The organism is Synergistales bacterium (genome assembly GCA_021736445.1).
GTDB lineage: Bacteria > Synergistota > Synergistia > Synergistales > Aminiphilaceae > JAIPGA01.
Genome location: JAIPGA010000067.1, coordinates 1 through 14,625 on the forward strand (window position 1 = coordinate 1; position 14,625 = coordinate 14,625).

13 protein-coding genes are annotated in these 14,625 nt (G+C 64.3%); all 13 read left to right on the forward strand.

Features of this window, described 5'->3' with window-relative positions:
- On the forward strand, positions 1 to 1,373 hold a 1,373-nt coding region (gene ggt / locus K9L28_09280; protein MCF7936521.1), incomplete at its 5' end, for a gamma-glutamyltransferase.
- Between the two features lie 103 nt (positions 1,374 to 1,476).
- Positions 1,477 to 2,835: a HAMP domain-containing histidine kinase gene (locus K9L28_09285; GenBank protein MCF7936522.1), complete on the forward strand. Its 1,359-nt coding sequence runs from the start codon at positions 1,477 to 1,479 to the stop codon at positions 2,833 to 2,835.
- On the forward strand, positions 2,832 to 3,455 hold the full coding sequence (locus K9L28_09290; protein MCF7936523.1) for a response regulator: 624 nt from the start codon (positions 2,832 to 2,834) through the stop codon (positions 3,453 to 3,455). Before K9L28_09285 ends, K9L28_09290 begins: the two co-directional genes overlap by 4 nt.
- 72 nt (positions 3,456 to 3,527) lie before the next feature.
- Complete coding sequence (locus K9L28_09295; GenBank protein MCF7936524.1) at positions 3,528 to 4,103, forward strand: flavodoxin family protein; 576 nt, start codon at positions 3,528 to 3,530, stop codon at positions 4,101 to 4,103.
- Between the two features lie 193 nt (positions 4,104 to 4,296).
- Positions 4,297 to 6,966 (forward strand): hypothetical protein, encoded by a 2,670-nt coding sequence (locus K9L28_09300; GenBank protein MCF7936525.1) that lies wholly within the window; start codon positions 4,297 to 4,299, stop codon positions 6,964 to 6,966.
- 160 nt (positions 6,967 to 7,126) lie between these two features.
- Entirely contained in the window at positions 7,127 to 8,182 is a 1,056-nt protein-coding gene (locus K9L28_09305; protein ID MCF7936526.1) for a DctP family TRAP transporter solute-binding subunit, read from the forward strand.
- 30 nt (positions 8,183 to 8,212) lie between these two features.
- Positions 8,213 to 8,806: a TRAP transporter small permease gene (locus tag K9L28_09310; protein MCF7936527.1), complete on the forward strand. Its 594-nt coding sequence runs from the start codon at positions 8,213 to 8,215 to the stop codon at positions 8,804 to 8,806.
- A complete protein-coding gene (locus tag K9L28_09315) occupies positions 8,806 to 10,095 on the forward strand; it encodes a TRAP transporter large permease (protein MCF7936528.1) in 1,290 nt (429 codons plus the stop codon). Before K9L28_09310 ends, K9L28_09315 begins: the two co-directional genes overlap by 1 nt.
- A 28-nt stretch (positions 10,096 to 10,123) precedes the next feature.
- Positions 10,124 to 11,326, forward strand: coding sequence for a YgeY family selenium metabolism-linked hydrolase (locus K9L28_09320; protein MCF7936529.1), 1,203 nt, complete (start codon positions 10,124 to 10,126; stop codon positions 11,324 to 11,326).
- 81 nt (positions 11,327 to 11,407) lie between these two features.
- Positions 11,408 to 12,391, forward strand: coding sequence for an ornithine carbamoyltransferase (locus tag K9L28_09325; GenBank protein ID MCF7936530.1), 984 nt, complete (start codon positions 11,408 to 11,410; stop codon positions 12,389 to 12,391).
- 61 nt (positions 12,392 to 12,452) lie between these two features.
- A complete protein-coding gene (locus tag K9L28_09330) occupies positions 12,453 to 12,848 on the forward strand; it encodes a secondary thiamine-phosphate synthase enzyme YjbQ (protein MCF7936531.1) in 396 nt (131 codons plus the stop codon).
- 64 nt (positions 12,849 to 12,912) lie between these two features.
- Positions 12,913 to 13,896 (forward strand): EamA family transporter RarD, encoded by a 984-nt coding sequence (gene rarD / locus K9L28_09335; GenBank protein MCF7936532.1) that lies wholly within the window; start codon positions 12,913 to 12,915, stop codon positions 13,894 to 13,896.
- Positions 13,883 to 14,625: hypothetical protein (locus tag K9L28_09340; GenBank protein ID MCF7936533.1), on the forward strand; the 743-nt coding region annotated here is incomplete at its 3' end. The genes rarD and K9L28_09340, both read left to right, overlap by 14 nt.

Genomic DNA, 14,625 nt, shown 5'->3' on the forward strand with positions numbered 1-14,625 from the left:
CCGCCTCGGCCACCAGGGACATGTACGCCTCCGAGCAGGCCAAGGAGGAGCAGTGGCGCAAGTACCACGGCAAGGCCGTCGGCGTTCCGGGCACCGTTGCCGGCATGGCTATGGCCCTGGAGAAGTACGGCACCATGACCCTGGCCGAGGTCCTGCAGCCGGCGATCAAGCTGGCCGAGGAGGGCTTCCCTCTGGCCGGCGTGACGAGCAACGCCGCCGAGAGTCACTTCGACACCCTCACCAAGTGGAACACCGACAAGAACCTGGAGCCCTTCTTCAAGGACGGCCTGCCCCAGGAGCCCGGTGTGCATATCAAACTCCCCCGCCTGGCCGAGGCCTTCAAGCTTCTGGCCAAGGACGGCACCAAGGCCTTCTACCACGGCCCCATCGGCGAGGCCGTTGTGAAGGCCGTCAACAAGGCCGAGGGCCACATGACCATGGAAGACCTGGCCAACTACGAGGTCAAGATCCGCAAGCCCGCCGAGGGCACCTACCGGGGCTACAAGATCTACTCCATGTGCCCGCCCTCCTCCGGCGGCGTCACCCTGGTGGAGATCCTCAACATCCTGGAGAACTTCCCCCTCTACCAGTGGGGCCACAACAGCCCCAAGACGATCCACCACATGGCCGAGGCCTTCAAGATGGCCTTCGCCGACCGCGGCACCTATCTGGCCGACCCCGCATTTGTGGACATCCCCATGGAGGGCCTGCTCTCCAAGGAGTACGCCAAGGAGCTGGCCGGCAAGATCAAGGCCGACAGCGTCATGACGGATATCCCCGCCGGCGATCCCTCGGCCTACGAGCACCACTCCACCACCCACACCTCCGTGGCCGACGAGGCGGGCAACATCGTCTCCTTCACCCAGACCATCAACTACTTCTTCGGCTCCAGCGTGATCGACGAGAAGTACGGCATCATCCTCAACAACGAGCTGGCCGACTTCTCCTCCAACCCCGAGAGCGTCAACGCCCCCGAGCCGGGCAAGCGGCCGCTGTCGTCCATGTCGCCGAGCATCGTCCTCGACCATGACGGCGAGCCCTTCCTGGCCGCCGGCACCCCCGGCGCCTGGCGGATCATCACCTCCATGGCCCAGATCGTCAGCAACATCGTGGACTACGACATGAGCATCGACGGCGCCATCGAGGCACCGCGCTTCACCTGCCGTTCCGTCGGCGGTTCGCCCGACAAGCTGAAGCTCGAGTCCCGGATCCCCCAGGTCGTGGTGGACGCCCTGGCCGGCATGGGCTACGAGATCGAGATGAAAGACGCCTACGACCTCTACTTCGGCGGCGCCCAGGGCATCCTCTGGAAGGGCCCGGCCCTTCTGGGAGGCGCAGACTCCAGGCGCGACGGAGCCGCTGTCGGCTACTAGAAACAGCGCTCCACAGAGACGCACAGCCTGTAGTATCATGGAGGGGACGTTGCGGCGTCCCCTCTTTTGGTATGCCCAGAGCTCCGGGAAGGCAGGTGGATCGATGAACGGACAGCCGCCGAACGGCGAAGCCCTCCAGCGTGGCCAGGTCTTTCTCCTCTGGTGTCCCATGTTCTTCGCCCTCTGGATCGCCTTCTCCTGGATCCCGCCCACGCCGGTCTTCCACTTCATGGATGTGGCGGCGCAGTCCGGGGACAGCGGCTACCTGCTGGCCGCCGCCTCGGTACTGGTGCTGTTCAACACCGCCAGGGCCATCCCGCTCTACCTGGCCTGGTTCCTGCTGGGAGACACCCTCTCCGAGTGGCACCGGCGCACCGCCCACCTCTCCTGGGCGCTCCCCCTGGCGGGGATTCCCCTTTCCTACCTGGTGATGTCCCGCATGGTGGCGCCCCACTTCGGCATCCCCGCCGTGCTCAGCGTGGCCAGCGTGCTGGCCCTGCTGGTGCTGACCAGGCAGGTCAAGGGCTGGGGCAACAAGTCGCTGGCCCTGGGCGTGCTGGTCTTCTCCTTCCAGTGGCTGGATATCATCCCATCGCTCACCGCCGTGGGCGCCGGGCGGGGGGAGCTCTCCCTGGCCATCAAGAACCTGGCCCTCCTCATGGACCGGGCCAATGTCCTGGAGACCACCGGCTGGATCGTCTTTTTCAGTCTCTTCGCCGGCGCCATGGTGACCAACGAACTGCTGGTCAGCTACAGCCTCCGCCTCCGGCAGCTCCACCTCCTCAGAGCGAAGGAGCAGGAGCTCGCCCGGCTGCGGATGAACAGCCTGGAGCAGCGCAACGTGATGGAGAAGCAGCACCTGGTGCACGACCTCAAACGGCCGCTCACCACCATCCTGGGCCTCTCCGACGTGCTGCGGGCCACCCTGGCGGAGGGCGCAGGCAGGCGGCACGCCGACCACCTCAGCGACGCGGCGCTCTCCATGAGCGACATGATCTCCGAGATCCTCAGCGAGAAGGCCCGGCGCGAGCTGCCCGTGGCCGAGGTGGTGGACTACACCCTCAACCAGGTGAGCCCCTTTCCCTGGCGGGACCGGATCGCCACCCACCTTCCGGAGCCCCTGGGCCGCCAGACGGTGCGGGTGAACCTGGTGCGTTTCTCCCGGGCGCTGGTGAACCTGCTGGACAACGCCCGCCGGGCCACCGAGGGGGTGCGTGACGCCGCCATCGAGCTGGCGGTAGAGGGACGGGAAGGGGAGCTCGCCTTCGCCGTCCGCGACAACGGGCCGGGCTTTGCGAAAGAGCGGGGCGATTCCGGATGGAGCTCCACCGGCCTGGGGCTCGACTACGTCCGGGGCGTGGCGGAAAACCACCGGGGCCGGCTGGAGATCTCCCGCGCCCCGGGCATCACCGAGGCCGCCGTGGTGCTGGCGCGGGCCGCTGCAGAGGAGGAATCGGCATGACACTCTTTATCGGCGCCGTAGACGACGACCGCGATATCCTCTACACCCTGGAGGCCATGGCCGCAAGTCAGGGATGGAACATGCAGACCACCGCCGACCCGGCGCAGTGCCTCGGCTGGGTCCGCGACGACGCCGTGGACATCCTTCTGGTGGACTACCACATGCCCACCAGAAACGGCAGGGAGGTGGTGCTGGAAGCACGGCGCCACTCCTCCAAGGTGCTGCTGGTGGCCCTCACCGTGGAGGACCGCGAGGACATCGCCCGGGAACTCCTGCTGGCCGGGGCCGACGACTTCGTCACCAAGCCCCTCCGCCTGGCCGACTTCGCCTCGCGGATCAGGCTGCACACCCAGCTGGTGGAGCAGCGCCGCACCCTCCACTGGGAGGAACGGAGCAAGGGCCTGAACGAGGAGACCGAGCGCCGCGTCCTGCAGTACGTCAAGGGCGCGCCGGGCCCCATGGGGTGTAGGGAGGTCGGCGCGGGCTGCAATCTGGCCTCGGTGACGGCCAGGCGCTACCTGGAACATCTGGTCTCCCGGGGGACGCTCTCCCGCTGCCTCGGCGACCCCGGCGGCAGACCGGGCCGTCCGCCGGTGCTCTACACCCCGGCGGGAGACTGACCGCCGGTTGCGGCGGCGCCAAGAATGCAGTAGTGTGCACAAAACATTGCAGGGAGAGAGGGAGGCATCATCATGAAGGTAGTCGGATTCAACGGAAGCCCCAGAGAGCAGGGGAATACAGCCGCCATGATCGGCGAGGTCTTCGCCGCACTCCGGAAGGAAGGCATCGAGACGGAGCTGGTGCAGGTCGGCGGGAAGCCGGTCCGCGGCTGTACGGCCTGCATGCGGTGCCGGGAATCGGCGGACGGAACATGCGTGATCAACGACGACGAACTCAACGACTGGCTGCAGAAGATGGCGGCCGCCGACGGCATCATCCTCGGCTCGCCCACCTACTTCTCGGACCTCACCCCGGAGATGAAAGCCCTCATCGACCGGGCCGGCTTTGTGGCCAGAGGCAGCGGCGGTCTGCTGCGGCGCAAGGTCGGCGCCGCCGTGGTGGCCGTCCGGCGGGCCGGCGGGGTGCATGTCTTCGACTCCATCAACCATCTCTTCCTGATCAGCGAGATGATCGTCCCCGGTTCGGTCTACTGGAACATCGGCCAGGCCCGGGATATCGGCGACTTCGCCAGAGACGAGGAGGGCATCGCCACCATGCGGAAGCTGGGCGAGAACATGGCCTGGCTGCTCAAGCGCGTGGCTGCATAGCCCGCAGGGCCCCGGGAGAGGAGTGGCCGGCCGCGGCCGTTGCCTGCGCTGACGAGCTGCTTTGCTCTGTTGCTAGAGCACTGTTTTGTGTTATGCTTATGTTTGTCGTACAGATGGTTTTAGAGGAGAGGCGGTGGTAGCGATGCGGTGTGGAGTCAGACAGGCGTGGCGACAGGGGTTCACCCTGCCCATTGTGATCGTTGTTCTGGTGGCTGTGATGCTCATTGTAGGCACCAGTTTCTACATTGTTACGGGGTACTTCTCCCCCTCCGAAGAGACGGTGAGCCGGCTTGAGCTGGATAACGCCGCCCTCTCCGCGCTGGGGGAAGGGAAGAACTGGCTCTACGACCACTGCCGGAGCGGCGACGAACCGCCCGTCTGGGTGGACAATAACGATAACGGCTCTCTCGACATCGGTGACGGAGCTCCACTCTACCGTGCCCTGGTGGCCATCTCCTCCCGCGACCACACCAGCCGCGATCTCTACCGGGCCTACAGCTCCTACGACGACCAGATCCAGGCCTGGGTCTCCGTCCTGGACCAGAACTACACGCCGGCCCACGAAGAGGAGGCCTACGCCGCCTGCGTCCCGGCGCAGCGGATGGCGCCCGATGGGGGCGGGGACGCGGACGCGGGTGCCTCGGGAACCGGCGGAACTGTTTCTCCTGCGGAGCCCGATTCGGGGGATGTGGGGCTGGGTCCGATACCGGAGCCGTCAGGAGAGCCATTGTATGTCGGCGATGCCTGGAGCACTGTCTCGCCGGATTATCTCACTATCGGAGAAGCCCTTGGGGATTATGATTTTTCTTCAGGAGATCAGATCTGGGTTGCCGGAGACGCCTATAGCGACGATGAGGCGGTGTTTACCCTGGAAGGTGACCACGACGGCATCTCCATCATGGGCGGATTCCAGGGATTTGAAGGCCGTGTGGACGAACGGGAGTCCGGGAGAAAGACGGAGCTGTCGCTGGATCGTTCGCCGGGGAATATCCTCACAGTCGATCTGGGGAACAAGGACACCTTGCGCGGTGTCCGGATCGACGGGTTCACCTTTACAGGGGTACGGAACGGAACGGGATCGGATCCAGGGGTGATCTTCCTTTCAAAGCTCCAGAATAATGAGGTTGCCATTGATTTCAGCGATTGTTTGTTTTATGACAATTACGCCGAAATAGATGCAAATGAGGTGGGGAGCTCTGTTTTCTCCTGTTCCGATAAGAGCGGAAGGAATGATATTGATTTTGCCTTTGACGGATGCATCTTTCGAGCTAATGAATCAAAATTTGCTGGAAACAGCAAAGAAAATAAAGGTGGCTGTGGAGGCGGTGCATTCTTCGCAACCCTGGGGAGTGGAAACAGAAGCCTCTCGCTGAATTTCCAGAGCTGTTTTTTTGACAGCAATACCGCCCGGATAACAGGCGGTGTCGGGAACAACGGCGGAGGTGCTATCTACGCTACTGTGGGTAATGGAACGAATGAGCTTGCACTTACCCTCGAAGGGTGTTCTTTCACAAATAACGGTGTTGTCCTTGCTGATGGACTCGACAACTCCGGCGGAGGAGCTCTGTATGCAACGGTTGGAAATGGGAATGGTGACTTATTACTGACAGTGGACGAATCTTCCTTTGTGGACAATAGCATGGATATTGCTGGTGCCAGCAGCAATAGCGGTGGTGGAGCGATCTATTCCTCGGCAGGACAAGGGAATGCTACTCTTTCCTTCACCTTTGGAGTCAATAGCTTTATCGGGAACAAGGTGAAGCAGACACAGAGCGGCACACTGCAGTACTGTGGAGGCGGAGCCCAGTACTTTGACGGTTCCATGAGTGGTTTGCCCCGGGTTGTTGAGGCAGAGATGTATGGAAATTCTGTTGATATTCTGGGGGATAGCGCAACAAGTTATTGTGGAGGAGGAGCGATATACACAAAGGGTACAATGAACGGCTCCCTCTTTTCCTGGGCTTCGTTCCGGAACAATAGCTTCACCAGCAAGAACAGCGTGGGCAGTTACTGTGGAGGGGGCGTGATATATTCATATGCATCGGTTAAGGGTGCCGAATACTCCCAGTGCTCCTTCTCGGATAATACCGTGGATATTCCGGGAGCCGTTCATGAAACCTTGATAGGTGGCAGTGTTTTCTTTGGCAATGGCTCTTTTGAGAATGTCCTGATTGAAAACAGTACATTTAGTAAAAATAAATTAAGTCAATCCGGGGCAGGCGCCATTTTCATGAATGGTGCCTTCAAGAATGGCGAGATTAACTTTTGTACATTCTGTGGCAATACCCAGCAGGCTACCCCGGGTGCTGTAAAAGGAAATGCCCTGCATTGCACGACAAACCCTGCGAACACCCACGCAAATTCCACGATTTTCTGTGACCCGCTGGAAGACGGCGACACGGAGACCTACCCCGATACGATCAGCACCGATGGCAGCTATAACCTCAAGAAACTTTACGACGACTCCGGCGACATCCTCGAACCGCTGGAGCGGTATCTCATCACGGACAATACTACGACCGGCGAGATCTCCGGGGATATCCATGCCATCACCACAGACAGCGAGGCCTACAACTACATCGACGTGGATCTCAGCATCAGCGAAGACCAGCGCGGCAAGCCTCGCCCGGCGGCCGGGGCCTTCGACTGCGGCGCCTACGAGTACCAGGAGGCCGCCGGCTGGGTGCACTCCTATCTGGTCCGGGCTATCGCCCGGGACAGTGGGACCGGGAAAACCTACGCCATCGAGGAATCGGTGACGGTCCGTGTCGACGAGGACGGCACATCCATGGATGTCAACTACTGGAACGAGGTGCGGGGCGCCTGTCTGGACCAGCTGCAGGAGGATCTGGGGTTCGAGTAGCTGCTGCGGTCTGCGGGGCCCAGGCGCCCTGTCGTTCCGCGGGCGGCAAATCCGCGAAGGGGGGTGATCGGGGAAGGCGACGGAACGAGCGGTTGTCAGGGAGAGACTGTTGCAAGAGTGAGAGGAACCAACCGGCAAGAAAAGACAAGGAGGTTGAGATATGTCCTGGTCCAAGAAAGCCTTTGTTCTGCTACTCGCTGTAGCGTTCGTCTGTTTCGCCGGCTCCGCCATGGCGGCGCCCAAGGTGCTCAAACTGGCCCATCTGAATCCCCAGCAGCCCTTCGAGAACTCCACCGGCGCCATGGCCGCCGTCTTCAAGAGCATGGTGGAATCCAGCACCAACGGCAGCGTGGAGGTCAGGATCTACCCCGCCGGCCAGCTGGGCAACGAGCGGGAGACCATGGAACAGGTCAAGGCGGGCGTCGTGCAGAGCTACATCGCCTCCTCCGGCGGGATGGCGCCCTTCTATCCGCTCTACGGCGTGCTTGACATCCCCTTCGCCATCCCCAACTACGCCGTGGCCTGGAAGGTCCTGGACGGTCCCTTCGGCGACTATCTGGCCGAGGACATCCGCAAGAAGGCGGGCTACAAGGTGCTGGGCTTCGCCGAGTCGGGCGGCTTCTACCAGTTCACCAACAGCAAGCGGCCCATCGAGACGGTGGAGGACATGGAAGGCCTGAAGATGCGCACCATGACGCTGCCGTCGCACCAGAACCTGATGAAGACCTACGGCGCCGGGGCCGTGCCCATCGCCTGGGCGGAGATCTACACGGCGCTGCAGACCGGTGTGGCCGACGGGCAGCACAACCCCATCCCCATCATCCTCATCGGCAAGCTCTACGAGGTGCAGAAGTACCTCACCCTCACCAACCACCTTTACGGCACCTACTGCTGGGTCATGAACGACGACTTCTACAAGGGCCTCAGCGACCACGAGAAGCACATGGTGACGGTGGCCGCCCAGACGGCCATCGACGCCGGACGCGGGCTCAACCGGATCATCGAGGCCTCCGACAAGGGGCTGCCCAGGCTCATCGAGGAGGGCATGGAGGTCAACAAGCCCTCGCCGGAGGCCATGGAGACCTTCCGCGAGATGGGCCGCGCCTCGGCCATGGAGTTCATCGAGGAGAACTACGGCGAGGAGGGCCTGAAGCTCGCCGAGCGCTACCTGGACGCCATCGAAGAGGCCCAGGAGGAAATCCGGGAAGACCTGTAGCGCCACGGTCGGCGGCGGGACGTTTCGCACATGACAGAACAAAAGGAAAAACCACAGAGGAACGTCGGGGGCCGGGGGATCTTCGCCCTGGCCCGCCGCCTCGGAGACGGCCTGGAACGGGGACTGGAGATTCCGGTCCTCGTTCTTTCCATCGTCATGACCGTGACCGTCCTGATGGGGGTCTTCTTCCGGTATGTGCTCCACTCCCCCCTGGGGTGGACGGAGGAGCTCTCGCGGTATGTGATGATCTGGATGGCCCTCACCTCCGTGGCGCTCTGCATCTGGCGGCACGAGCACGTGGGTGTGACCATGCTGGTCAAGCGCCTGCCCCTGCGGCTGGGCAAGGCGGTGATCTTCGTCTCCAACGGGCTGGTGCTCTTCTTTCTCTATATCCTCACCAGGTACGGCTTCGCCATGGCCGAGGGCGGCAAGTCGCAGATCGCCACGGGGCTCCACACCACCATGTACTGGTGGCTCATGGCGGTGCCGGTGAGCGGGCTCCTCTGCATGGTCATGCTGGTCTGCAAGATGGTCCTCGATATCCGCAGGCGGCGGCTGGAGGAGATCCTCATGTCCGAGGAGATCGTGGACACCGTCAAACGCGAGGAAGGGCTTGATTTCTGATGACGATCCTGCTGACGGTCTCCCTCTTCGCGCTGATCTTCATCGGGATGCCCGTGGGCTTCGTGCTGGGCGTGACGGGGCTCTTCGGCCTCCTCAAGATGGGCGGGGCCGCCATCCTCACCCTGGTCCCCCAGCGCTACTTCGGCGGTGTGGACATGTTCACCCTCATGGCCATGCCCTTCTTCATCCTGGCCGGGGAGATCATGAACACCACGGGGATCACCCACCGGCTGGTGCGCTTCAGCAACGTGCTGGTGGGGCATCTCCAGGGGGGGCTGGCCCACGCCAACATCGTGGCCTCCATCTTTTTCGCCGGCCTCACCGGGGCGGCGGTGAGCGACACGGCGGCCATCGGCTCCATGCTCATCCCCGCCATGACCGAGGAGGGCTACGACAAGGACTTCTCGGCGGCGGTGACGGCCTCGTCGTCGATCATCGGGCCCACCATTCCGCCCTCCAACATCATGGTGATCTACGGGGCCTTCATGCAGGTCTCCATCGCCGGGCTCTTCATGACGGGGCTCATCCCCGGGCTGCTGCTGGGGCTCTCCCTGATGATCATGACGGCCCGGATCGCCAAAAAGCGCAACTACCCGGTGGGCGAGCGGCGGGCCACCATGAAGGAGATTGCCGTGGGCTTCAGGGACGCCCTGGCGGCGCTTCTGATGCCGCTGATCATCCTGGGCGGTATCCTCAGCGGGGTCTTCACCCCCACCGAGGCGGCCGCGGTGGCGGTGGCCTACGCCTTCTTTCTGGGCTTTTTCGTCTACCGCAACCTCACGCTGCGGGATCTGCCGCCGCTCTTTCTCAAGATGGCCCGCACCACAGGGGTGGTCTTTCTGGTGATCGCCACGGCCTCCATCCTGGGCTGGGTGCTCACCATGGAGCAGATCCCCGAGAAGGTGGCCGCACTGATGCTGGGGCTCACCACCAACAAGTACCTCATCATGCTGATGATCCTGGCGCTGCTGATGGTGGTGGGGCTTTTCATGGACATCGCCGCGGCGCTGATCATCCTGGGCCCCATCCTCCACCCCCTGGCGGTGAGCCTGGGCTACAATCCGCTGCACTTTGGGATTATCATGGTGCTGGCGCTGAACATCGCGCTGATGACGCCGCCTGTGGGGGCCTGTCTCTTCGTGGCCTGCGGGATCAGCAAACTGACGCTGGAGCAGATCAGCAAGGCGATCTGGCCGTTCATCGTGGTGGAGTTCGCTGTGCTGCTGCTGGTAACCTTTATTCCCGAGATCGCCCTCACCCTCCCGAGGCTGCTGGGTCTCACCGGGTGAGGAGCGCAACGACAAAGGAGTGACGACGGTGCAGTATGAAGCGGTATTGGAGAAGGCGCGGGCCTACGGGCCGAAGATGAACGCCTTCCTGCGCGACATGGTGGCTATCCCCAGCGAGGGCGGCGGGGAGAAACAGGTGATCGACCGGATCGCCCGGGAGATGCGCGAGGTGGGCTTCTACCGGGTGGATATCGATCCCATGGGCAACGTCCTGGGCTACATGGGGACCGGCGAACGGCTGATCGCCATGGACGGTCATGTGGACACCGTAGGGATCGGCGACCGGAATCAGTGGGACTTCGACCCCTACGAGGGCTACGAGGACGACGAGACCATCGGCGGCCGGGGGACCAGCGACCAGGAGGGCGGCATGGCCTCCATGGTCTACGGGGCGAAGATCATGAAGGATCTCGACCTGCTGGAGGGCTACACGCTCCTGGTGACAGGCAGTGTGATGGAGGAGCCCTGCGACGGCCTCTGCTGGCAGTACATCATCGAGGAGGACGGCATCCGGCCGGAGTTCGTGGTGCTCACCGAGCCCTCGGCGGGCAAGATCTGCCGGGGCCACCGCGGACGGATGGAGATCAGGGTGACCACCGGCGGGGTGAGCTGCCACGGCTCGGCTCCGGAGCGGGGCGACAACGCCATCTACAAGATGGCCCCCATCCTCACGGAGCTCCGGGCGCTCCACGAGAACCTCCACGTGGATCCCTTCCTGGGCAAGGGGAGCCTCGCGGTGTCGGAGATCTTTTTCAGCTCCCCCTCGCGCTGCGCCGTGGCCGACGGCTGTTCCATCTCCATCGACCGGCGGCTGACCCACGGCGAGACCAAGGAGACGGCCCTGCGGGAGATCGAGAACCTTCCCGCCGTCAAGGAAGCGGGAGCCGCCGTGGAGCTCTACAGCTACGAGGAGCCCTCCTACACGGGGCTGGTCTATCCCACCGACGCCTACTTCCCGACGTGGGTGATCGAGGAGGACCACCCGGCCTGCCTGAGCATGGCGGAGGCCCACCGGGGGCTCTTCGGCGAGCCGGTGGTGGAGCGCTGGACCTTCTCCACCAACGGGGTCTCCATCATGGGGCGCCACGGCATCCCCTGCATCGGCTACGGCCCGGGCCACGAGGACCAGGCCCACGCACCGAACGAGAAGACCTGGAAGGAGGAGCTTGTCAAGGCGGCGGCGCTCTACGCCGTGACGCCCCGGCTCTACCTGGATCGCTACACCCAGTGACCGCTGCTCCGGCGGTCGGGGTTCGATCTCCCGGAATCCGGTGGGGGATCACACAACTTGTGCGAAAGGAATGAAACGGCGATGCAGAGCATCTTTCGAGGGAAGCATTTCATTACGCTGCAGGAATGGTCGCGGGAGGAGATCGACACGCTGCTGGAGGTCTCCCGGGACCTGAAAAAGAGCTTCGCCATGGGGGAGCCCACGCCCTATCTGCCCTACCAGACGGTCTTTCTGATGTTCTTCGAGCAGTCCACCAGGACGCGGAACTCCATGGAGGCGGGGATCGCCCAGCTCGGCGGCCACGGCAACTTCCTGGACACCAGCACCATGCAGATCTCCCACGGCGAGGTGGCCAAGGACACGGCGGTGATCCTCTCCCGTTTCGGCCACGGCATCGCCTGCCGGAACTGCTTCTGGGGGATCGGCAATGTCTACCTCCGGGACATGGCCAGATGGTCCACGGCGCCGGTGATGAACCTGCAGTGCGACCTCTACCACCCCATGCAGGGGATCGCCGACCTCATGACCATCCAGGAGAAGCGCCCGGATCTGCGGCGGCTCAAGGTCTCCGTCATCTGGGCCTACGCCACCAGCCACAAGAAGCCCATCTCCGTGCCGGTCACCCAGGTGCTGCTCTTCCCGCGCTTCGGGATGGACGTCACGCTGGCCTACCCCGAGGGCTACGACCTCCCCGCCTGGGTGATCGACCAGGCGAAGGAGAACGCCCGAGTCCACGGCGGCAGTGTGACCATCACCCACGACATGGAGGCGGCCTACCGGGACGCCGACGTGGTCTTCCCCAAGAACTGGGGCAGCTGGGCGAGCAGCAGGAGCGACGAGGAGATGGACAGTCTTCTGGCCCAGTACAGGGGCTGGAAGTGCACGCAGGAGATGATGGACCTCGCCGCCGACGGCTGTCTCTACATGCACGCCCTTCCCGCCGACCGGGGGAACGAGGTGGAGGACGCCGTGATTGACGGGCCCCAGTCGGTTGTGTACGATGAAGCGGAGAACAGATTGCATACAGCGAAGGCAGTGATGACACTGACCATGGGAGGACGGTAGGCCCGGCCTCCCAGTCGACAGCCGAGAGGAGGTGCGGCGCGGTTCCCTGCGCCGGCGGAGCATGACGGAGCAGTTTTCGGTAGCCACCAGCGAGCGCGAGGTCTTTGTGGAGATCACCAGAGAGGTGCAGGAGGCCGTGACCGCCTCCGGCGTCGGCGAAGGGGTCTGCCACGTCTATGTGCCCCACACCACGGCGGCCGTGACGGTGAACGAGCGGGCCGACCCCGATGTGCCGGAGGACATCCTGGGGATGCTCCACACCCTGGTGCCCCACAAGGCGGGGTACAGGCATATCGAGGGCAACGCCGACGCCCACATCAAGGCGACGCTGGTGGGGGTCTCCGAGACGATCCCCGTCTCCGGCGGGCGTCTGGCGCTGGGTCGCTGGCAGGGGGTCTTCTTCTGCGAGTTCGACGGCCCGCGGCGGCGGCAGGTCGCCGTGACCGTCACGGCCTGAGCGGGGCAATCCCGGAGCCGAACGAACGAGTCGCCCCCCGGCGCATCCGGGGGGCCTTTGCTGTATGATGCTGCTGGAGCAATCCAAAAGGGGCGGGTGGAAGATGATCGAGGAGCATCGCGAACAACGGACCGGTTTCATTGTGGCGCTGACCACATTTGTCGCCTGGGGATTTCTGGCCATGTACTGGAAGTTCCTGCAGGAGGTGCCGCCGCTGCAGATCCTGGCCCACAGGATTGTCTGGAGCATGCTCTTTCTCGTCCTCTGTCTGCTTGTCTCACGCAGACTGGGGGAGGTATGGGCGGCGCTCAGACAGAGGGCGACCATCGTCCTGCTGGTCTTCAGCAGTGTGGCCATCAGCGTCAACTGGCTCACCTACATCATCGGCGTCAACTCCGACCGGCTGCTGGAGGTGAGCATGGGGTACTACATCAATCCGCTGGTGAACGTCTTCTTCGGGTTTGTCATCTTCCACGACCGCCTGCGGCCCGTCCAGTGGTGCGCCATCGCCCTGGCTGCGGCGGGGGTGGGCTACCGGGTGGCCACCTTCGGGGCCGTCCCCTGGGTGGCCTTCATCCTGGCGGGGAGCTTCGGGACCTACGGGGTGCTGCGCAAACTGGCCCGGGTGGCGGCGATCCCCGGGCTCTCCATCGAAACGGTGATCCTCACCGTGCCGGCGGCGGGCTATCTGGCCTGGGCCCATGCCAACGGGCAGGGCGCCATGGGGGGGCTCGGCGCCGATATCGACCTGCTGCTGGTCGGTTCCGCGCTGGCCACGGCGCTGCCCCTGCTGGGGTTCACCTACGGGGCGCGCCGGCTCAGCCTGGTGACCCTGGGCCTGCTGCAGTATCTGGCCCCGACGATCCATTTCATCCTGGGGCTCTGGGTCTTCGGCGAGCCCTTCGGGACCACCCAGCTGGTCATGTTTGTCTGTATCTGGACGGCCCTGACGGTCTACACCGCCGAGGGGATCCTCCACCGCCGGCGTCTCGCCCTGGAGGGGGAGGCGGCGCTGGTGGAGGAGATCTCGAAGGATGGGGGTGCCTAGCGTGACGGAGCCGATCCTCTCTGTCGATCTCGCCGGCGGCACGGTGGAGACAGAACCGCTCTCCTCCCGGGAGTACGCCTTCGGCGGCCGGGGGACCAACCAGGAGCTGCTGGCGGAACGGATGCGCCCCGGGGTGGAGCCGCTTGACCCGGCGAGCTGGATCATGCTGGGGACGGGGGCCTTCACGGGCAGCGACATCCCCGCCTCGCCGCGGCTGGCGGTGGATTTCCGCAATGTGCTGAACGGCGGCGTGGGGTCCGCCAACTGCGGCGGGTTCTTCGGTGCCGCGCTGCGCAACGCCGGCGTGGCCCACCTCTGCATCACCGGTGCGGCGGAGCATCCCGTCTATCTGGAGGTGGACCGGGGGCGCGTCGCCCTCCGGGACGCCCGGCATCTCTGGGGGATGACGGTTTCCCGGACGGAGGAGGCCATCCGCAGCGAACTGGGCGACAGCGGGGCCCGGACGCTGGCCATCGGCCCGGCGGGGGAGCGGATGGTGCGCTTCGCCTGCCTCATCGCCGACAGGGGAAGGGCGGCCGGGTATGGCGGCCCCGGCGCGGTCTTCGGCAGCAAGAACCTCAAGGCGGTGGCGGTGCGGAGCGGCGGCGGAGACGGCCCGGGCCGGATCGGCGAGGCGGCCGGCGCCGTAGCGCGGCGGCTGCGGGAGAGCGCCTTCGGTCGGGTCCACGCCGAGGGGGGCACCCTCTGGGCCTATCTCAGAAACGGTTC